This window comes from Bdellovibrionales bacterium (assembly GCA_016714165.1).
Lineage (GTDB): Bacteria > Bdellovibrionota > Bdellovibrionia > Bdellovibrionales > UBA1609 > JADJVA01.
Window position 1 is genome coordinate 2,229,062 of sequence record JADJNU010000001.1, and the last position, 20,319, is coordinate 2,249,380.

Here is a 20,319-nt window from a genome sequence, read left to right on the forward strand (position 1 = left end):
AGTAATCTTAAACTTCTTCATTTACGATTAGCGAACAGACACAGCCGCCCTGCACGTCAGACCAGGTTTTGAAAATTGAGAAAGCGGCGAAGTTGAACCTCTTGCCATTTCAATTCTGGCCCCCGCCATTTTTTGATCAATATAAAGTTGAGGATTCGGGATTGTACCGTTGAAATAACCAGTGACCGCCTCCACGAAGACAGCCTCAGCCAATTCTTTGGGGAGATCTAGATAGAAAAAATAAAGCCCTTTTTTCGCCCATGCCAAAGAGTCAGAGATGACACCATGATTGTATTGCTGTGCAGCTAATCCTAAATTTTGCATGCAATCTTCTCGAGTGAGATGATCCAACAGTTTCTTAATTCTCTCTCCATGTGAAACCATAGCGACATGAACTCCGCCGCCAACTGCCCAGTGACCATTACCTACAGCATCACCTAAAAGAAATACATTGCCTCCGCTGATCGCTCGAGAAGATATGCTCTGTTGCAATTCGAAAGTAGCTATTGGTTGATTTTCGATAGCACCAGAAATTCTAATTTTATAGTTTCCTTTTTCGTCTTTTGCAAACAGGTATCCCGACGGCAGTCTCATATTTTTTTCAGCAATTTCTCGAAACGTTGTCTCAATCAGAGCTTCCCTTTCTGCTTGATTAGCTGTGGCAGCAAGTCTAGTTTGAACAGATCGCGGAACGTCTGTAACAAGCCAACGTTTTTTGCTACCTCTAGTCGACATAGATCCTGCAACGTAACCCTGGCTTTTATCTTGGCCGTACAATGTGGTAATTTCTCCGGGCTGATCAAGCCAAACGACGCCAGCCATCTGCATACGATCCGGAGATAAGCTGGTTGAAGAAATGCCAATTTCACGACGAGTTGTTCCTCCAACCCCTTCGGCAATAATGACTATGGTTGGTCGATCATCGCGCGGATCAATCTTAACCTCGGCGTATTTTGGTTTACTGCTATTTGAAAATTGCTCTACATACTTGTATTCAATCACGTCATGCATGCCAGTTTGGCGATTAATGCTTCCCAATCTGATATGTCCATGAAAGCGCTTGATATTAGGATGGTTTTTTGTATAGGTTTCTAAAAATGCTTCCATTACTTTAGTTTCTACCATTCCAACTGGAAAATCGCTCAGCATTTCTTCACCTGTTTGGGGAATTTTTCTTGGATCGGGTGGACTGAATTCGCCTATGCTATCTTCTCGGATTGTGAATGCCCCATCAGAATGAACAACTCCATAACCTTTCTCTAAAGGGCGAGCGACAAATTTAATAAATTCTTCAGCTAACTTCATGTCAATTGCGGCCAATGAATCCGACACAGATTGGCGTGAAGACCACTGAATTTCACGGCTGTAACGATCTCTTTTTTCATATACCGTAACTTCAAATCCAGCTTGAGCGGCAAGAGCTGCCGTGTACATTCCCGATACCGATTGGCCGGAAATGACAATACGTGGAAGAGACTCTTTTGGTGGAATGTTGTGAATTACGAGTTTGCTGATCACATTTGCTCTGACCCTCATGAACTCTTCAAAGGCAGAACGGTTTGTCGTATTTAAAAGTGGATCGATTTTCTTAGCATTTGATTTTCCCACTACTTTTTCGGCTTCCCTATAGAAAATTTGTGGGTTCAATTGAATACGTAAGACTGGTTTTTTCGTATATAATTCCGCTAAAATTTCTTCTATATTTCCAAATGAAGTAGACTCAGCAAATGCGAAAGCGCTGGCGATCAATATAAGCAAGATGTTCAAAAATTTAGACGTTTTTGCTCTCACTTCAAGCTCCTTATTGAACCGTTAATGGCATCCTTAGGTGACAGCAACCAATTGCTCGAGCTTGCTGAACCCGCAGGCACGCCTATCCAAGAACAAGCAATATTGAACTGTTCAAGTGGAACCAATGCTAAAGGCGTTCCAGAGCGCCCATCGGTTTAATTGGATTTGGAGGATAAAGAACGCCGCAAATCTCAATTTTTGACTCTTTACGGTGACTGTGAACGTCACTTCTTTTACCCTTCTCCGGTTTTTAGAAGGGTGTATTTTGTGCCAACTTGTTATTTGGCCCCAAACCACCCTACCGTATTGATATGGGTGGAGTTTAAGTAGCCTCATCTTTGGAGGAGGATTTTAATAGATTATCCGCCACTCAACTGATCGGTTTTGATTCAAGATAGGCCTCTGAAACTATTTACCGTGGTACTAGTTTGTTATCATAGATCGAGAAGAGAGGCCCCGCATATCCTTAGGAATTGGAACTGAAAAAATCTCCATGAGTGCTTTCAGAGTTTGAAGATCAACTTCGTCTTTCATCACGGTGTGCATCTGGTTCAAGACAAGGCTGGGATCTCCCACTTCACTCCTTTTACCTATTGCCAGGAGCTCAATAAAGCGATCAACAGTCCCAATAATTTTAGCCAGAGGATGAATCCGACTTCTGTTAAGAGAATGCGGATAGCCGGTCCCCAACATATTCTCATGGTGTTGAAGAGCTACCGCGACAACATCCTCGGGAATTCCTGACGTCTGCAGTAAAAGTGCAGCTCCTCGTGTTGGATGCGTTTGATAAAGCTTAAGTTCCTCCATCGTCATTTGGACTCGATATTTCTGAATCAAGTCTTCGGGCATTTCTTTCAATCCAATATCATGAAAGAGCCCAGCTAAAGAGACCTTGTTCAAAACCATCGTCGAACGCCAACCCCATTGATTGCAAACGGCGACAGCATACATACTGACAGCCAAACTATGGGTATAAGCTGAAACACTGTGTCCCTTGATCATATCAAAGAGGCTAAATAGCTCTTCCTGTTCAAAAACTAAATTTAAAGTTGCTTCCATCAGGCCCTTGGCATCTTCAAATTTTTCCTTGTCTATTCCATTTATATGTACGTCTTGAACTAAGGTTTTCAATGTATGATTAAGAACTTTTAGCTTTTTGTGCTTGGGCACATTCTGCCTGCTAATGGCCTTTGAAAGAGCCAAGTTCATTCCCACATAGGCGGCAAAATCTTGCTTTCTGAGAAACAGATATTGCAAGCCCTTACTCTTATAGTTATTCACTCGTTCAAGAGAAATTGGACTTTCCTTTCTTCCCACACGAATATATTTGTTAGCCCCGACCTTTAGAAAGACATCAGAAAGAGCCTTAGAACCAGAAACAAACTCATCGATAAAAACACGACAATATTCGTGATCTCCATCCACCGAGCCATCAGAGGACGAAGAGCGCCCGGCCTGCATGTGTTCAACAAGATCGATACTGGAGTTAACATCATCGCTCGAATAGGGCTTAGTTAGGAATTCCGTCACACCCATTTGGTAGGCCGATTCCAAGTCCATAATGTCTGAATAACCTGTCATTAAAATAAATGGGAGATGAGGTGATCCTTTTTTCAGATGACTAAACAAAGTCACTCCGTCCATAACAGGCATGCGAATATCAGAAAACACGACAGAGATTTCCTTATGGTCGGCGAAAATGGATAGAGCCTCTTGACCATTCTCGGCCTCAAGAACCGTGTAGCCGCGTTCCTTCAAAAGATCTGATAGAATTTCCCTCAGCATGGGCTCGTCATCTACAACAAGAGCACATTTTACTTTTGAAACAGTCTTGATAGAGTTCAGACTCGGCTTTTCCAAATTGATCAACCCTCATTCATGGTGATAAACACATAGAATTTATACAATAATAGATGCAATTAGAAGTGAAAACTTCATTTCGTTCACCAAAGAAAAACTGACTTTATGATATTATTCAACAATCTTTCAAGGATATTGAGCGATAGCTTTGCCGGGATTTTCCAGTTCGCGCAAAAATAAACCCTACTTTATCAAACTAAGGATTCCATTTTCGATGGTCACATCACCGCCTGATACCCAGTAATCACCTGATCCTGAGTGAGCCGTTTCAACCTCTTTATTTTTAGGAGACAAGATCTTCTTTACCTCAAATATCTTACTTTTCATTCGAGGCCCCAACACCTCCAAAGTTTGTCCCACCTTAAAGGTACCTCGGACCTCAATTGGCAAAAAACCATCACTATTTAATGGTCCCTTCACCAGCCCGGCAAATGTCTGGGTAGAAGTTCTCGACGTCAAATAATTTTGACCCCCAGACGAAGGCTCCTTCATAAGGAACCCATCGTGGTAACCACGGTTTGAAATTTTCTCTAATTCCTGCCGAAGTTCTGGGTTAAAATCCAGTCCCGCAAGAGCGTCATCAATCGCCTGCCGATAGGCCCTCGCCACTTGCGAAACATAGTTCACAGACTTAGTTCTACCTTCAACCTTAAACGAGGAAACTCCCGCATCGATCAGGTCGCGAAGATGTTCAATCAAGCAAAGATCCTTCGCATTAAAAAGATAGGTGCCTTCGTCATTCTCTTCGAGGGAGTAGAATTCTCCCGGAGTACGGAGATCTTCGACTTGAATCTTGTATTTTTCCCGACAAGAATTATCACACACGCCTTGGTTTGCATCCCGATAGCTCATATAGCTCGACATCAAACAGCGGCCCGAATAGGCTATGCAGATAGCCCCATGAACAAAGGCCTCCAACTCTAAATCAGGAACTCTGTATTTAATTTCTGTGATTTCTTCCAGTGATAATTCTCGACTCAATATGACTCTCTCGACATTGAGGCTCTTCTTCCAAAACAAAGCACTCTGCCAATTCATGCAATTGGCTTGAACCGAAAGATGAATGGGTGTGTCGGGATATTTCTCCCGAACCAGCATCATCAAGCCCGGGTCACTCATGATAAGGGCGTCTGGCTTGACCGAAAGCCAATCTGCCAACTGAGGCAAAAATGGCTTCAATTTTCGATTTCGAGAAAAGATATTGGCCGTAACGTACACTTTCTTTCCAAGATTATGAGCAAAGTCTATGCCCTCTTTGAGACCCTCAAGATTTATTTCATTTTCTCTCGCTCTCAAGGAATACTTGGGGACGCCGAGATAGACCGCGTCCGCTCCATAAAAAAAGGCGTATTTGAGTTTCTGGATATCACCAGCCGGCATCAACAATTCAGGGGAGATCATGTGCCCCTGTACACCGAAAGACTAACAAGGACAATCCTTTTATTTCTAGTTATTTTGAGCACCATCAAGTATCCAAATCTTCACCCTTTTAATGAGGTCAGGACCCAGCTTCCCAGTTGGTGGCATGAAGTCTGTGGCGGCCGTCATTCTTTGATAAAGCTCTGAGCCCGCGGGATTTCCCGCAACCACTCGGGCAGAAAGGGAGGCATAGTCACTGATTGTAAATCCGCCACTGATGGTTCCAACCGAATGGCAGCTAAAGCAGTTCTGATTAAAAACTCCATTTGCAGCCAATAGTTTTGAAAGGGGAATAGCCAAAAGCTTGGCATTTCTCAAACAATTGGCAACACTCGCCAAACCGACATTGGTTACACAAGTGTCAATGTTCGCCTGAGTAACGTCAAATGGCAATATGCCACTGTCATTTAAGCACTGAGCAATATTGGCTTGCCCACCTTGAATATTGCAACCGTCGATATGATCCTGAGTTGGGATCAACGGAAGATAACTATTGTTGGCCAAACAGGTTGCAATTTTTGATTCGCCGACTGCTGTCGCGCAATTTTCTAGTATCGCCTGAGTAACTCCAGTTGGGAGAAAAGTATGCGCCGTCAAGCACGAAGCCAAGTTTGCCAGTCCCTTATGTTGAAGACAGGCGCTGATGTGCTCTTGATTAAGAACTTGCGGAGTAAATTTTTTAGTTTTCAAGCAATTTGCCACACTGTCCAAACCCACGCTCGTAATGCACGCATCAATGTCTGCTTGGACAACTCCTGGAGGCAGAAGCCCGTTTTTCTCTATGCAGCCGGCAATTTTCGCATTGCCAACATACATGGCACAACTCTTCACATCAGGCTGGCTCAAAGCCTTTGAAAGGATACCGTTCTTGCGAAGACATTTGACTATATTTTCTGGACCGACGGCCGTGATGCAAGATGCAATTCTAGCGTCGTCAATCCCGGGCATGAGCAAACCATTCGCATTCAGACAAGAATCAATATTTTCGGCTCCGGCAACATCATGACAAAACTGCACTTCCGCCTGAGTGGGAACAGCCGACAGCTGTCCCTGGGTACGCAAGCACTTCGTCAAATTGCCAACTCCAACTGATGTCACGCAATTTTGCGCTACGGCCTTATCGAGGCCGTTTAAAAAGAGGCCGTTATCTTCGAGACAGGTGATCAAGTTAGGCGCCCTGACCTCCTCCACGCAGCGAGTAGCATGTGCCGCCATGAGCGCACGAGAAAGCACACCCGTATTGCGAAAGCATTTTACAACTGAATTCTCACCCACGGCGGTCACGCAAGAATCAATGGTGGCCTGAGTTGCCCCCGGCCGGCAGGAGGCCCGAATTTTCAAGACACTTCGCAGAATTGGCTAAAGTATCCGTTTTAGCGCAGACATGAAATTCATGCTGAGAAATGAAAAGTCGACCCGGAAACACAGCATTTTTAAGCAAACACTTCTCAACTCCAGCCTGCCCCCCAGCACCTGCCAGGCACTGGTCAATATTTGCCTGACTCAGACTATCCGGCTTTATCCCATTTTTTTCAAGACATCCCGCTACTTTCGGGGCTCCGACAGCGGCAACACATTTGTCAACATCACTTTGCTTTGGCAGGCGGTACCCATGAACTGGAAATCCACCCACGGTCAAACAACGAGCAACGTCCCATTCCAACCCGCTGTTATTGGCAACACACTCATCAACCCTCCCTTGCTGCAGACCGCTGACACCAATATTCTTTTTTTGTAGACAGCTCACTAATTTGGAAGATCCATCCGAAGCCCAACATTCCTGGAAGGCCAAATAGGTCAGCTTGTTTCCTGTGGGATCACCACTTCCTGAGCTCACATGAAGTGCATATTTCGACTCAAAACTGCCTCCGCAATTTTGAAACAGAAGAAAAGAACCTCCAAGCATGAAAGCCAACAAGCTACCCAAAAGAATTCGCCTTTGATCTGCAGACATTTCAAGCACCCCTCTCAGTTTCATGCCCTCTCCTAGAAATTCAAAATCGAAACAAGCAAGGAGATCGGCAATCTCTCCCAGATTATACATTCACACGACCATTCAAGGCCAACAAAAACGTATTGCCTGGAGACTCATCGGCATTCCAAGTATAAAATGGATGATTTATCTAACTCACTTGATTCATTTTGGGATTCAAATCAATTCTTACTTTGATACAAGTATTTCGTAGAACCTGATTCGGTTAGGTGGCAATGTAATTATTGATATTGCTGGTCGAGAGAACATTTTCCTCACCAAACGAAGCCTTTTGAATATCAAAAAGACTCAGACCTGATAAGAGCAAACTTGGATAAGGTGTGCGTGGAAGATTAATCACCTGGCCAAACTTGAGATCGGATCCGCCTCCGCACAAGAGAGTGGGAATATTATCAGTGGCATGAACATTACCATCGTTCATGTCCGTGCCATAAAGAACTAATGTATTATCCAAAAGACTATTAGCTTTCAAAAGGTTGAGTAAATTTTTAAGTAATCCTATATGCATTCGATTCATGGTCTTCAATCGCTCGAGAGATGAGGCGTTGCCGCCATGATGAGCGCAGCTATGATGTTCAATTCCCGGACCTATATCGCCGCTGTAGTTAATCTCGCCCGAAACGGCTGGTGCGTACATGATCGTACCAACATTTGTGAGCTCACATTTTAAAGCAAAAACTAACATTTTTTGAAATTGTTGAACGCGATCTACGTAATTGACGTTTCGATTTGAATAGTCCAGTGTCGGAGCGGCTGGTGGCGTACAAACCGGTGGCCCGCTTTGTATTCCGTTTTCAATTTCTCTCAAGCCCGTCGCGTAAGCTTCTAATGCCTGCCGGCCCTCTGAGGAAGTCTTATTTGACACTGATTTTAGCTCATTCAGTGCCAGATCTAACACGCTCTTCTTTCTTGAAGTCAAATAGGCCAAGGACCTTGCCCCCTGTTGTCCCGATGCAAAGAGGTACCTAAAAAGCTCATAAGGATCAGTGTGAGGGGTCAAAGGAAGCTCATCTGTTCGCCAAGAAATTCGATTCATATAGGTATGTGGATAGTTTGGGTGATCTCCAAGGAGATGTTCATGGTAGTAGGGGCCTCCAATTTCGACTGATCGAAATGGCGTGTTCTTTCCGTCGGCTATAAGCTGATCAATACTCTTTCCACAGCGTGGCTGCGTGAGCTCGAGTCGAATGAGATTTCCCGAAAGAAAGCCCGCACAATTTTGCCAATGAGGATCTCTGCTCGGCTGTCCGTTATAGAGGTTTCTAAGAATCATAACGTTCTGATGGACAGCATCCCCCCCTTCTTTAAGAGGGTACAAAACGCCATCGGCAGAATCCCAGTGCCAAGCCCCATTAGGTAATCCCGGCGAAATATAAGTTCCGTTTGGGAAAAAGACTCCAATAAAGTTTTTCCTTTTGCTTGGAGAAGCCGCAAGGGCAGAGAGGGGAGCTAAATTATGAAGAAGCGGAAGTATGAGTTGAATGCCCATTCCTTTTAAAACGAGGCGCCGAGAAATTTCTTTCATTATTTTTTTTCCTGTATGGTGTCGACAATGGTATCGACAGCTAATTCCTTTAAAGGAATATCTGAGGCAATTTGTCTTCCACAAGAAGATCCCTGCGTTGGATCAATACCTTGCACATAGGCAGCGAGCTTGATGCGCACGCAATTGCGAAAATCTTTGGAACTTGACATTGCATCGGCAAGCTCACTCGGGCTGTCGACCTTGTGGCCTTCAAAATCAAGGCCTGACAGAACTGGCTTGCCATTGGAATAATTGCTGCGAAACTGACCTGCCATGTCCCACTTCTCTAGGCCCAGCCCAAGAGGATCTATTTGAAAATGGCAAGCTGCGCACCGACTTCCGTAAGTCCGATGGATCTCCATGCGCTCAACAAGAGACGCATTTGGATCAATTTTATTCTGAACATTAGCTATCTCCTCAAAAGTTGCTGCATCAAGAGCGGGAAGACTGCGACAAAGAACTTTATCGAGAACCCAAGTTCCTCTTTTTATCGGGTTTGTCTGCACGGAGTTTGCCGTTCTCATCAAGAAATGAGCCTGATTGAGCATTCCGCCCCGCTCGGCGGAGCTCACTTTAAGAAAGTTTGTGGCGCTGGCTCCGCCCGCGAGACCGTAGTGCGCACCAAGAATGCTGTTTGCGTAAGTGTATCCTGGTTTTAAAATTGAAGAGATGGGGCTATTTTGCAAAAGTATCTCTTTAAACACCAATCGACCTTCTTCTCCCATAGAAAATTCAAGTGAATTTCGATCTTTCGACAGATTATTTTTGTAGCCAATCCAGTAACCCCCAAAACTCTCAGCAAATCGGTCAGAATATTTGTTTAATAGGCGTGCTGCTTGCACTTTCAATTCGGCCAAATCGAGGCTTCCCTTCTCAGCTTTGTCCGCTAATTCAATATCTGGAAAGGTCGAACCAGTTAACAAAGACAAAATGGAAGCTTTGCGAAAATTTTCTTCATTTTCCTCAAAACCACCCGGATAGTATTCCATTTTAAATAGAAAATTGGGCGAAGCGGCCAATGACACCAAAGTGGCGCTGAGAGCATCCTTGAATGGTTGATCTAACTCGCCCGTTGCCAATGATCCCGAAAGATTTGAAGCTATACTCAGCAGCTTTGGGCTATTGTTGAGCGGTTGGTCCGTCGCTGTTCCGTAACTAAGAGTTGTCACTTCGAAACTTGCCCCGTTAAGATAAGCAACTGGAATGGGAAACAGAAACCCATGATCGCCATCAATCCCAAGGGCTGCATTTACGTCAGGGCGAGGGAAATTGGCTAGCGCCGAACCCAGATATGTTCCCACCCCCCCTGCTCCTTGATTTTTCACATAGATTTTCACTTGAACTGACCTCTCTGGCCAGTCAGGATCGTAGGCCCACCCCGATGCATACACTCCAGCCTGGCCAAATGTCCCCGTTGGTCGATTGCCCACACTATCCAAGAACCCTTGAATTGCGGACACTGAAGTTCGAATTCTCTGGTGACCAAGAGCTAAAGAATCTAAAAAGAATGCTTTGAAATCAGCCACCTCACTCGCCCTCAATGGTCTGCGGTAGAGTGCTCGACCAGCCTTCAAAACAACGGGCAAAGCACAGTTGTCCCAAGTTTTCTCATAGAAGGGAATTTTCATGTTGCAACCGGCGAGCGTACTCTGATCTCTAGTCAATTGAGCGGCCAAAGACTCCGCAACGTTGATGTAAGCTTCAGCTGAAGCCCTGTCAAAAGGGGGATTCGCCAGACGATCAAAACCATACAAAGTCGGAAAGGTCGGCAACGCACGGAGAATAGAAGAGTCAAAATCGCCACCCATCAAGTCATTCACAATCTGACCGTATTCATAAGGAGTCAGACGAGGCAACATCGCCTTTCGCTCGGGGCAGAAATTGTTAATGTTTATGTTTGGCCCTTGCACAAAGGAACTTTCTCGAGAACCAAACTTTCCGCAACTTTGGTAGACGAACACCACGCCAATGGCCGCAAAAAGAAAAATACCAAATCTCAGACTTTTATTTAACTTCTTCAGGGTTCGCACCTCTTCAATTTCAATGGGTTCATCCTAACAACACCTTTTGCAGAGACTTCATCAATCATTCAATATGAGTTCTGCTTTCACTTGATTCTTCTCGGATTGAAACGCTAAATTCTTTAGTGACGAACCCGAAGGGACTCTCTAAGAATAAACTCGCCAACCTGAGATTTCTTGCTTTGAGTTTGTGGCGCTTAAGGTTTAGACATCTCAATCTGGGGCAACCCGTATCGAAATTTGCCATTCGATCCAATCATAGACAGTTCTGAATCCTATTAACTCATTAGCTGCGTCTCAAATCAAAGTGAGTGGCTGCGTCATTGCAAATGTAACTTCCAGGGAGAAATGGGGAGGGGCATTTTAGTGAAGAGATTTAATCATATTTGTTTAATCATTTGCTGTTTAGCGTTTCTGGCTCCATGGTCTTCTTGCTCCTCCTTTACGCCCAAAATTGTCCTCAAAAGCAATAATTCCGCCGGCCCTTCTTCCTCTGGTCCCTCTTCCACTGAGATTGAGAAAATTTCTATCGAACTGAGAGCCATGGATATTATTCAGGCGAGATGTGCTGGATGCCATGGCGTTGACAGCCAAGGCTTTGGCGGTATCAGAAACATTGCCAGCACATCCATTCTCAGAGAAAGAAATTTAATTGTTCCTGGAGACTCAGAAAATTCTCCTCTCGTACGAATGTTGAAATCAGGTTACATGCCAAAGGGCCAAATCATGCCCGTTGAAGAGCAACAAGTGATTGCGGATTGGATCCAGGCCGGGGCGAACGATGTTTCTCCCGACCTGCAGCCGACGGAAACGAGAAGTTCGGCTGAAGTATTGAGTCTTATCCAACAGGATATTTCCGAAATAAAGGGACGGCAGGTTGATTTGGCCAGTCAGAGATATGTTAATTTTTCTTATCTCAACCAGGATAAAATTACCCTCAGCGAAATCCGGCAGCTACGTTTGGCATTGTCAAAAATATTAAACAGCCTATCATGGGCAGACCAAATCTATACCCCGACCTCAATCAGTGAGTCAAATTTGATCTTTCGTATTGATCTTTCAAAGCTTCAGTGGACCCAGGTTACCTGGGGCGCAATTGCAGCAGCCTATCCGTATGCAAGAACTCCATCTAGTTCTGCGGAAACACTCCAAACCAAAGAAATTGCCCTCGAGCTAGGTACTTCTGTCCCTATTGTGAGAGGAGACTGGCTCCTCAAGGCTCTCAGCGAACCCGAATTGTATTATAAAATTTTGCAAATTCCGTCAGAAATAGCGGATCTTGAATTTGCTCTTGGCGTGGACGTGACGAAAAATTTGAATGAAAGAAACGTTGCTCGAGTTGGCATTAAAAATTCCTTTGTTTCAGCTAATAACCGATTGATTGAACGCCACCCAACTCGATTCGGGGCTTACTGGAAGAGCTATGATTTCGCCACAACTAGCGGACGCGCGAGTATCTTCAATTTTCCTGTAGGTCCTATAGCTCTCAATATGAATTTTTTTGAACCGGAGACCTTTATTCAAGATGGAGGTGAAATCATCTTTAATCTTCCAAACGGTTTGCAGGCCTATGTTATCGTAAATGAAAAGGGTCACCGGATTGACGTTGCGCCAGTCACTGTCGTACAGGACCCACTTCGAATTGATCGTGATGTTGTGAATGGTATTTCCTGTATCTCCTGCCACGCTCAAGGAATGAATCGCAACGTGGATTCCGTGCGATCCTCCGTATCGGCAAATTCTGGTCTATTTCGTCCAGATACTTTTGCTGCTGTAAATTCGATGCACAAACTGAATTCTGAAATGAGTGAAATATTCGACCAGGATGATCGTCGCTTTCAAGCGGCCCTTTTGGCTATTGGCGGAGAACAAACCATTGGAGAGCCCATCACTCCGGTCTTTTACAGATACCAATCAAATCTGTCCATCAATGATGTCGCTCGCGAATTGGGTCTGACAACTTTAGAACTAAATGAAAAATCGAATTTAGATCCCGCTCTTAAAACCCTCATTGATTCAATTGAGGACAATGGACTTGTTACAAGAAGAAATTTTGAACTTAAATTTGGCGAAATTAACGATCATTTACAGAATGGAACGGGATCTGCTGGTGTTTCATTTTTAAGGATCAGAGAGATTGACCTTTCTCTGATTCAAAAAAAGTAATTAGTCTCCCAATCTCTTCCTGTCATCAGGTCTGATGCCAGTTATTAAGTAATCTTGAGCTGGTCTCCGCCAGGACTCAGATATAACAGGATTACTTGAAATCAAACCAAGAATATTCTTATCAAATGTTACCAAGAGGGCTTGAATACAGCTCTCAACTGTCAATTGAGGAAATGGCCTCTCCAATAGAATCAGTTTCTGTCCTCTTCTGATTAAACCCTCCCTCAATACCTTATAAAACCAACCCGTCTTTGATTTCTCTTGGGTCAGTCGAGCCAACCCCTTGACTCCAAATTGATGATCTATCGTCGCACAGGGCTTTCGTGGCTCTGTGAGTGCGAGCCGGACTTTTCCGATTTCATAGATATCACCAATGCAGACATCTGATTCGCCCACTCCTCGGGTGGATAGATTTTCTCCCATAGATCCTTCGCTAAATTCCTTGCCGTTATATGTTTCCCTAAAGAACTCATAGTGTTCTCTCGGAAAGTGGTGAATCACTCTTTTGCTTCCACCATGATGAATCCGGTTTGCGACCCCATCACCTTCTATACGATCAAAAAAAACTGTTAATAAGTCTACTTCTGCCTTATTGATCCCAGTAAAGATCTCTGGCCTGTGATTCAAAAAATTCGGCTGCCCCCTGTGCAGACTCAAGACTTTGTATTTCATACATCACCTCCTCCGAACGAGAGATCTAATTCAAACTTTCTCCATCTGTATATCAGCTATTTTTTGACGTCCATTTTCTTCTTCTGAATCCTGGTTAAACTCGTCCGAACTCTTGTGCGGTGCAGATCTAAAAATTTTAGATTAGTTAATTATGGTTCTATCGGATATGCTTGGTTCGAAAATGAAAAATCAATTGGAATGCCCTCAGTGTAAATCAGAAAACATCTACCAGGACGGCAATCTTTGGGTTTGCCCAGAGTGCTCTCATGAGTGGAGTTCCTTTGTAGCTTCAAATGAACCAAATAACGAAGAGTCTGCTTTGCAATTGACCAAGGACGCCAATGGGCATGTTTTAAATTCGGGAGACTCTGTCATTATCGTTAAAGATCTAAAGATCAAGGGATCATCTTCTGTCTTAAAGGCAGGCACAAAAGTAAAAAATATTCGAATTATCGATGCAGTCGACGACCACGACATTGCCTGTAAAATTGATGGATTCGGGGCACTCAATTTAAAATCTTCGGTCGTAAAAAAGATTTAGCGCAACCCACTGCTATCCTTGCTGTTTGTTACTGAACTATTAAGAGTCAACTTCTTGGGGGAGGAATGTCACTTATGGCTTCAAACAAAAATAACATCGCGCAGATTCTACTGAACAAAAAGTATTGGTATGGAGCGAGATTTCGATTCTTGTTTTATTTTTTGGCATCATGTTGGTTTTGTATGTTTATGGCCAAATAAAGGTGATCTTTCCCGATCCGTTCACGGATTCGACAAAGGGAAAGCTTCTCACAACGGTGATCTTGAAAAAACATTGTTTATCCCACTCAAAGATCAACATATAAGTTCTTTGCCCTCGCGATGATACTTTTCGGATTCCAGATTCTGGCTGGAATAATATGTGCCACTGATTTCGTTCGCCCATTTGGAATTTACCTTGGCGATATCATCCCTTTTTCAGTTTCTCGAAGTTACCACACTCTTTTTCAGATTTTCTGGTTCTTCATGTGCTGGGTAGGATACACTATTTTTTTCCTTCCTCGATTGGCTTAGGTACCACGCGGTCAAAGGCAGCTTATCAATCTTCTCTTTTGCATGTGTGTTTTGGTCGGGCTTGGGGCTCTGGTGGGTATCTACCTGGGTCAGAAGGGAATTATTTCCGGAAACTTGGCATATTGGGTTGGAAGCCAAGGCTGGGAATTCATGGAGCTCGGTCGCCTGTTCCAAACCATACTTCTTGCGGCGTTTGCTCTCTGGATCTTGATTATTTATAGAGCGGTGAAGCCTTGGTTGACAAAGAAGAACCTCTGGTCCGTTCCCGCTTGGTTGCTTTATGGCAGCGGTGTGATGGTGTTTTTTCTTTTCTTTGGACTCATGGTTCTTCCGGAATCAAATTTTGCGGTGGCAGATTATTGGCGCTGGATGGTCGTTCACATGTGGGTGGAGGTGACATTTGAAGTATTTACGACAGTTATTGTTGCCTATCTTCTGGTGCAAATGGGCTTTGTTGAGAGAGTGATGGCCGAAAGAGCCATATCTCTCGCAGTCATGATGTTTTTATTTACAGCAACGATTGGGGTCGCACACAATTTTTACTGGATAGCAAAGCCGACAGGAATCATTGCGCTCGGAAGCGTCTTCTCAACTTTGCAAGTTCTCCCTTTGCTGCTTCTCACTCTCGATGCCTGGGGAATGCGGCAAAAAGGCAAACAAGCAGATCACCTCAAGCTCGGCGGCAAACAATCGATCGTGATGAAGGAGATTTGGCTTTTTATTCTCTCTGTAAATTTCTGAAATATTTTCGCAGCCGGCGTTTTTGGCTAACTGATCAATCTTCCTATCGTCAACTATTTTGAGCATGCGACGTATCTCACAAATAACCATGCACATGGCGTTATGTTTGGAGTGAAAGGGAATATTGCCTTGTGTGGAATGCTTTTTTGCTGTCAACATCTGTTTCCTAGGGCCCAATGGAATGAAAAGCTCATTCGAGTTTCCTTTTGGTCATTGAAATTGGAAGGATAGGGGAATGAGATTCATTGTTTTTGCCTTGATGACTGTGAGCGCACCTATCTCGTGGGGACATGGCGAAAGTCAGCCCGGACCTCACGGGGGGTTTATTCGTATGCCGGGAGCTTTTCACTCCGAAATTCTCCCAGTTGGAGACCGTCAGTTTAAGGTTTTCCTTTTGGATATCAATTGGAAAAACCCCTCGATTAAGAATTCCCACCTGGAACTCAATTACTTCGAAACAAGCAAAGTAAAGGCAACATGTGAGACAAAGGAGGAACTCTATTTTCTTTGCTCCTTTCCGAAGAATTTAGATATTGCAAAAGCAAAAAAGGGCACTCTTCTTCTCTTAAGCCAACGAGAAGGGCAGAAAGGCCAGGAAGTCTCATATCGATTGCCTCTAAGACATGAGCCCACAAACAGAGGTCACAAAGACCATTGAAAATCATGAAAATTTGAAATGCTGACTTGATTTTAACTCATGCATAAAAGTTAAATAAGGGATTTTCGTTCAAGGAGCTTTGTCCATCGGCACTTTTTTGCTAATCTTTGCCTGGGGAATTTTTATGTTGACCAACTCAAAATTCAGGGGTTCTTCGGTGGATGTTTTTTTTGGTTTTCTGACTTTATTTGTGATTTTCAGTGCCCAAGCGACGAGAAAGGAAACAACCAAGGAAACACTCCTCTCGTGCTGGCAGGACGAAGGTGACCAGTGGGTCGAAGTGGGCATCACAGCCAAAAATGATTCTGGTCTTTTGGCTTTGGTTGTCAAACATGATGACGATGAAAACTCGGAAAAGCTTGATTCCGCCTATGAAGTCACGGAATCTACCGACAAGAGTTTATATCAAGACTCAAATCAAACTTTTAAACTGACAATTTCCAGAAGTGATCAAGTGGTTACTGGTGACCTGAGTGTTTTGAAAGATGGACCCGGCGGACTCATATTTAGAAATCTGACGTGCCTAGAGAATGATTCAATCACTCACCAATAAATTCCCCGATTAGGTATTAATATCGATATCCCAAGGCAGCTCCTAAAATCAAATTGTTTTCGATTTCAAAACCTGACGAGAGAGAAAAAAGTGAACTTCCTTCTAGCGATAAAAGCCAGCGCGGATTAAACCAATATCTTGTTCCCAAAAAAACCTGCCCATAAACATATTCGCTTTTGCTCACTGCAAATAAAATTTTTCCCGTGTCCTTTTCGCTCAGTTCCACTGGATCATTAGTTACATGAACAACTCTTATCGTCGAGTAGGGCTCCCACGACCCAGCGAGATAACTCGCAATGATATCGCCATAAACGTGACTCCCACCCACAGAGGCTCCCGTGCCCAGTGCCAAAGCCAGTGAGAGCCCATCATCTTTGCCATTGATGACCGCATATTTACCGCGAATCCCAATGCTCAGTGATTCCCACTGAAGCCCCCAATCCAAACGATCTGTCAATCCATAGTTCCACTTTAGAACATAACCCGCTTGTCCAAAGCCACCTATTAATTCATGATGAGACTGACCTACCGTACGAGCCGTTTCATGGCTTACTAAAGGACCTACCGCACACCCACAACACAAATACAAAAATAGGGAGAATAAAAAAAATGGCATTTTGAACATAAACATTTCCTTTCTTATTTACAAAAATGATTTAAGTACTGACTACCAATTCCTCAAAGATAATTATTTGGACACAGGACGGACTAATGATGGATCACAAAGCTTATAAACTGGATTTGATTTATGGTAAGCATTTAATTTTTGTTTTTTTTCTTTTTAGTACGTGTTTGCCTTTTACTAGTCAGGCAAGGATGGAGTACCAAAGCTTAGGGAATCCATCGGGTGCTCAACTAAGAATTTCTCGTTTGATTATGGGAACAGATCATTTGGGAAAAATTCCCCATGATCAAGCAGTGGCTGTGTTAAATGAAGCCGTTGCTCAAGGTATCAACATGTTTGATACGGCACCCATTTACGTTAACTCAATAGAGGACCAACTCGGACGATGGCTTAAAGCGCAAAATAGGGATGATCTTTACGTCATTACAAAGGGAGGATTTCCTTTTGATATTGGGCCGGGAAGTTATGAGAGCCGCCTAAAAGGAAGTAAGGACCGAATCGTATCGAATGTGAAAGAAGAAATTGAGGGGTCCTTCCAGCGTTTAAATGGTCATATTTCCATTTACCTCATGCACCGAGACGACTTGGATTTTTTGAATTACAACAAAATCAATCGACCATTTACTCCAGCACGAAATATCTTGGAGGCTCTCAGTCACCCTGACATCAAAAGTAAGTTTATGATGTTGGGACTTTCCAATTGGTTACCGGAAAGAATTGAGGAGGCTCGAAATGCGGCACACGAGAACGCCCAGTTAGTCATGCCTGTTGTCAGCAGTCCCTATTTTTCAATACTGGAGATGAGCTCAGTCACGATCCATTCGGGAGGAGTTCAGGTTTATCATCGAGAGATGATGGATCCGGAGTTTCAAAAGGGAATCAAAATGATGACCTATTCTCCGCTGGGCGGATTTTCAATTTTCTCTAAAACCTGGGCAGAAGCCAAGGCTCACGCGCGAGACTTGAGAGATCAGGGAGATCGATACTGGGGCCATGTCTATGAGTCTCTATTTCACGCCTCCAATGAAGCCAGGTTTCGGCGGGTGAATGAATTCACCGATGGTTTTAACCTCCTACACAAGTCAAACTACACGCCCGACCAGGTGGCCAACGCCTATGTGCTCGCGCACCCAAGGGCCGACTTTTTAATCATCGGCCCCCGAACCTTGGACCAGCTCAAACGGACAGTTTCAGCTCTAGAACTTTCTAAAATGCTGACTCAAGATGATTTGGATTTTCTTTATGATAATTCTAAAACTCCGGAATTTCGAAAGTAAGCAATTGGACTGAAGGTCCAGAAGGCACAAGGGGACCAAATTGCAAATCAGACTCTTCGAAGCTAACATATTTCTATGTTTTGGAAATGGATTTGTCACTTGCTCTTGCTCTTGCTCTTGGTTGTGCTGCCATATCAAGCTTCGACAGCAAGTGCAGTCTCTGATGAGGTTGATCCATACAACACCTACCAGTGGAAAAGGAAATCTGCACAATCAGGATCTCGCCGCCCTGACACCAGAAACTGGTATGAGTGGTGGTACTATAAGGTCATCGATCCAGCGACCAGTGAGGCATTTCTATTTACCTACGGGGTCATAAATCCCTGGGATGTACAGGGAGGACGCTCCTTCCTTCAATTTGGATCTTTTCGCGAAATGTATTTCTACCAGAAGAATTTTCCCTTGTCTGATTTCTCAGCACAATATGACCGCGTTCGCGTTGATATCTCAAGTAATAGAGCAACTGATCGTTTCATATCCGGAGAAGTTATCGACAAAAAGGGAAGGAGAATTCGCTGGAATTTGGAGTTTGAAAAGGACTGGGCCTTTAATGCGATGGGATGGGGTCTCCAAGTGGCTGGCATTTCTGGAATTTACTGGTATCCAGCACAAGCTTCCGCTCACGCAAGCGGGTGGATTGAAATCGACAAGAAACGAATCTATTTGGAACAAGCCCCCTCTTATCAGGATCGCAACTGGGGTCGCACATTTCCAAAGTGGTGGACTTGGTTGGTGTCTAATCATTTTGAGGGCTCTCCAGGAACGGTCCTCGCGGCGGGCGGAGGAAAGCCGAAGATTTTTAATTCCTTCTATTGGCTAACAGGTTTATGCGTTGGTTTTCGACACAAGGGACGGGAATATGTTTTTCGCAGTACCGATGGTCACCGGGTGAAGTTTGATATCCACTGGGGACTCTGGGAGCTTGCTGCCGAGAATCATAAGGGCGAACGCATTGAAATATCGGCCTCAGCCCCTTCGGGAAAATTCTTACTTTTACCCTTTGAGACTCCTCAGGACTCCCTGTTCTACGATTACGAAGCTCTTCTCGGTAACATTCAGGTGAAGCTCTATGAGCGCGCCTCTTTTATAAAGGGCTGGGAAAAAATAGCGGAAGTCTCTACTTCGGCAGGTGGAATTGAGTGGGGATCTCCTGACCCAATTCCACCTCAAAATCTTGAGTTCCAGTTCGATTCCCATCTTGATCGCAACTTATAGATGGCGAAAACTCTTTTAGAGGGAAATCAATAAAAAAGAATCAACACCTATTCATTTGGTCTTGCTTTGTAGGGACCATTTAAGAGTCCTTGGCTATTGCTCCAAAAAAGCACGTGGCTCGCTTGTTCAGATACCTCATGTGCATGATCACTGCTTGAACTGACGACCTGACTAACAACCGCGTTTACGAGCATGTCAGCTAGTCCTCCTCCACCCGATGAAGAGGACTCAGTTGCAGTCGCGCGACCTTCCCAAAGAACTTCGCCTGACTTAGCGGAAATAAGCTTGCCCGACACAGTCACAGTCGTTTGACTACTCAATAAAACAAACTTTGTACCATACTGCTCTAAATTCAGGTAAAGAACAGCATCAGGACTGATAATTTCTCGAATTTTTTTCAGTGAAGCCTGATGCATTTCATTCGCAGACGGAAGGCCATTTTCCTTCATCATCTGATCGATTAGAGCGACAGGATAGACGTAGTATCCCTTTTCAGCCACTGGCATCGTAACCGTTGATAGATAACTATAAGTTCCCTGAATATCTGTGCTCTGATTGGTAGGAGGCAATATGAGAATCGAGCGAGGCTTGGCCGCTCGAAATTTTTCATAGTTATAAGGAGTGTGGCTTGCACAGCCAGCAAGAACAAGAAGAATCCCGATGACCGAAAATAATACCCCTATGTTGAACAATACCCTTATATTGAACCCCGCCTGCGAAAGTGCTTTAAAACTTCTTTGATACTTCATT

General features: G+C 44.1%; 16 protein-coding genes and 1 pseudogene. 7 read left to right on the forward strand and 10 right to left on the reverse strand.

All coding sequences use genetic code 11. The features are described 5' to 3' along the window. Nucleotides 1-27 precede the first annotated feature (27 nt). The 7 genes from IPJ71_10180 to IPJ71_10210 all read right to left on the reverse strand — a co-directional run bounded on the left by IPJ71_10180 (nucleotide 28) and on the right by IPJ71_10210 (nucleotide 10,618). Nucleotides 28-1,791 carry a hypothetical protein gene (locus tag IPJ71_10180; GenBank protein MBK7844047.1) on the reverse strand — a complete coding sequence of 588 codons (1,764 nt, stop codon included), beginning with the start codon at nucleotides 1,789-1,791 and terminating at the stop codon, nucleotides 28-30. A gap of 423 nt (nucleotides 1,792-2,214) precedes the next feature. Then, nucleotides 2,215-3,651, reverse strand: coding sequence for a response regulator (locus tag IPJ71_10185; protein MBK7844048.1), 1,437 nt, complete (start codon nucleotides 3,649-3,651; stop codon nucleotides 2,215-2,217). A gap of 183 nt (nucleotides 3,652-3,834) precedes the next feature. Further along, complete coding sequence (locus IPJ71_10190; GenBank protein ID MBK7844049.1) at nucleotides 3,835-5,031, reverse strand: U32 family peptidase C-terminal domain-containing protein; 1,197 nt, start codon at nucleotides 5,029-5,031, stop codon at nucleotides 3,835-3,837. Between the two features lie 66 nt (nucleotides 5,032-5,097). Then, entirely contained in the window at nucleotides 5,098-6,411 is a 1,314-nt protein-coding gene (locus tag IPJ71_10195; GenBank protein MBK7844050.1) for a hypothetical protein, read from the reverse strand. Continuing rightward, entirely contained in the window at nucleotides 6,362-7,048 is a 687-nt protein-coding gene (locus IPJ71_10200; GenBank protein MBK7844051.1) for a hypothetical protein, read from the reverse strand. The genes IPJ71_10195 and IPJ71_10200 overlap by 50 nt, the downstream gene beginning before the upstream one ends. Nucleotides 7,049-7,268: 220 nt before the next feature. Further along, on the reverse strand, nucleotides 7,269-8,588 hold the full coding sequence (locus IPJ71_10205; GenBank protein MBK7844052.1) for a DUF1552 domain-containing protein: 1,320 nt from the start codon (nucleotides 8,586-8,588) through the stop codon (nucleotides 7,269-7,271). After that, entirely contained in the window at nucleotides 8,588-10,618 is a 2,031-nt protein-coding gene (locus tag IPJ71_10210; protein MBK7844053.1) for a DUF1588 domain-containing protein, read from the reverse strand. Before IPJ71_10210 ends, IPJ71_10205 begins: the two co-directional genes overlap by 1 nt. Nucleotides 10,619-10,975: 357 nt before the next feature. Between IPJ71_10210 and IPJ71_10215 the strand changes: the two genes are divergently transcribed. After that, complete coding sequence (locus tag IPJ71_10215) at nucleotides 10,976-12,775, forward strand: hypothetical protein (protein MBK7844054.1); 1,800 nt, start codon at nucleotides 10,976-10,978, stop codon at nucleotides 12,773-12,775. On the opposite strand, the gene IPJ71_10220 is transcribed toward IPJ71_10215, so the two are convergent. Beyond that, nucleotides 12,776-13,447, reverse strand: a complete 672-nt coding sequence (locus tag IPJ71_10220) for an MOSC domain-containing protein (protein ID MBK7844055.1) — start codon at nucleotides 13,445-13,447, stop codon at nucleotides 12,776-12,778. Between the two features lie 181 nt (nucleotides 13,448-13,628). Here IPJ71_10220 and IPJ71_10225 point away from each other — a divergent pair, with 181 nt between their 5' ends. The 4 genes and pseudogenes from IPJ71_10225 to IPJ71_10240 all read left to right on the forward strand — a co-directional run bounded on the left by IPJ71_10225 (nucleotide 13,629) and on the right by IPJ71_10240 (nucleotide 16,452). Beyond that, nucleotides 13,629-13,988: an alkylphosphonate utilization protein gene (locus IPJ71_10225; protein MBK7844056.1), complete on the forward strand. Its 360-nt coding sequence runs from the start codon at nucleotides 13,629-13,631 to the stop codon at nucleotides 13,986-13,988. Between the two features lie 169 nt (nucleotides 13,989-14,157). Continuing rightward, nucleotides 14,158-15,472, forward strand: a pseudogene (locus tag IPJ71_10230) (cbb3-type cytochrome c oxidase subunit I). Nucleotides 15,473-15,476: 4 nt separating this feature from the next. Beyond that, nucleotides 15,477-15,899 (forward strand): hypothetical protein, encoded by a 423-nt coding sequence (locus IPJ71_10235; protein MBK7844057.1) that lies wholly within the window; start codon nucleotides 15,477-15,479, stop codon nucleotides 15,897-15,899. A 157-nt stretch (nucleotides 15,900-16,056) separates the two neighbouring features. Continuing rightward, on the forward strand, nucleotides 16,057-16,452 hold the full coding sequence (locus tag IPJ71_10240) for a hypothetical protein (GenBank protein ID MBK7844058.1): 396 nt from the start codon (nucleotides 16,057-16,059) through the stop codon (nucleotides 16,450-16,452). Between the two features lie 16 nt (nucleotides 16,453-16,468). Here the strand turns inward: IPJ71_10240 and IPJ71_10245 are convergent, their stop codons facing one another. After that, nucleotides 16,469-17,077, reverse strand: coding sequence for a hypothetical protein (locus IPJ71_10245; protein ID MBK7844059.1), 609 nt, complete (start codon nucleotides 17,075-17,077; stop codon nucleotides 16,469-16,471). An 86-nt stretch (nucleotides 17,078-17,163) separates the two neighbouring features. Between IPJ71_10245 and IPJ71_10250 the strand changes: the two genes are divergently transcribed. Next, nucleotides 17,164-18,354: an aldo/keto reductase gene (locus IPJ71_10250; protein ID MBK7844060.1), complete on the forward strand. Its 1,191-nt coding sequence runs from the start codon at nucleotides 17,164-17,166 to the stop codon at nucleotides 18,352-18,354. A gap of 75 nt (nucleotides 18,355-18,429) precedes the next feature. Beyond that, entirely contained in the window at nucleotides 18,430-19,569 is a 1,140-nt protein-coding gene (locus IPJ71_10255) for a hypothetical protein (protein MBK7844061.1), read from the forward strand. Nucleotides 19,570-19,616: 47 nt separating this feature from the next. Here the strand turns inward: IPJ71_10255 and IPJ71_10260 are convergent, their stop codons facing one another. Next, nucleotides 19,617-20,318 (reverse strand): DUF799 family lipoprotein, encoded by a 702-nt coding sequence (locus IPJ71_10260; GenBank protein ID MBK7844062.1) that lies wholly within the window; start codon nucleotides 20,316-20,318, stop codon nucleotides 19,617-19,619. Nucleotide 20,319: the final 1 nt, after the last annotated feature.

Bases quoted from the DNA above. Each gene is read 5' to 3' on its own strand.
- IPJ71_10190 (MBK7844049.1), bottom strand. From the start codon at position 5,031: ATGCCGGCTGGTGATATCCAGAAACTCAAATACGCCTTTTTTTATGGA.
- IPJ71_10200 (MBK7844051.1), bottom strand. From the start codon at position 7,048: ATGAAACTGAGAGGGGTGCTTGAAATGTCTGCAGATCAAAGGCGAATT.
- IPJ71_10205 (MBK7844052.1), bottom strand. From the start codon at position 8,588: ATGAAAGAAATTTCTCGGCGCCTCGTTTTAAAAGGAATGGGCATTCAA.
- IPJ71_10220 (MBK7844055.1), bottom strand. From the start codon at position 13,447: ATGAAATACAAAGTCTTGAGTCTGCACAGGGGGCAGCCGAATTTTTTG.
- IPJ71_10225 (MBK7844056.1), top strand. From the start codon at position 13,629: ATGAAAAATCAATTGGAATGCCCTCAGTGTAAATCAGAAAACATCTAC.
- IPJ71_10235 (MBK7844057.1), top strand. From the start codon at position 15,477: ATGAGATTCATTGTTTTTGCCTTGATGACTGTGAGCGCACCTATCTCG.
- IPJ71_10245 (MBK7844059.1), bottom strand. From the start codon at position 17,077: ATGTTCAAAATGCCATTTTTTTTATTCTCCCTATTTTTGTATTTGTGT.
- IPJ71_10250 (MBK7844060.1), top strand. From the start codon at position 17,164: ATGATGGATCACAAAGCTTATAAACTGGATTTGATTTATGGTAAGCAT.
- IPJ71_10255 (MBK7844061.1), top strand. From the start codon at position 18,430: ATGTTTTGGAAATGGATTTGTCACTTGCTCTTGCTCTTGCTCTTGGTT.
- IPJ71_10260 (MBK7844062.1), bottom strand. From the start codon at position 20,318: ATGAAGTATCAAAGAAGTTTTAAAGCACTTTCGCAGGCGGGGTTCAAT.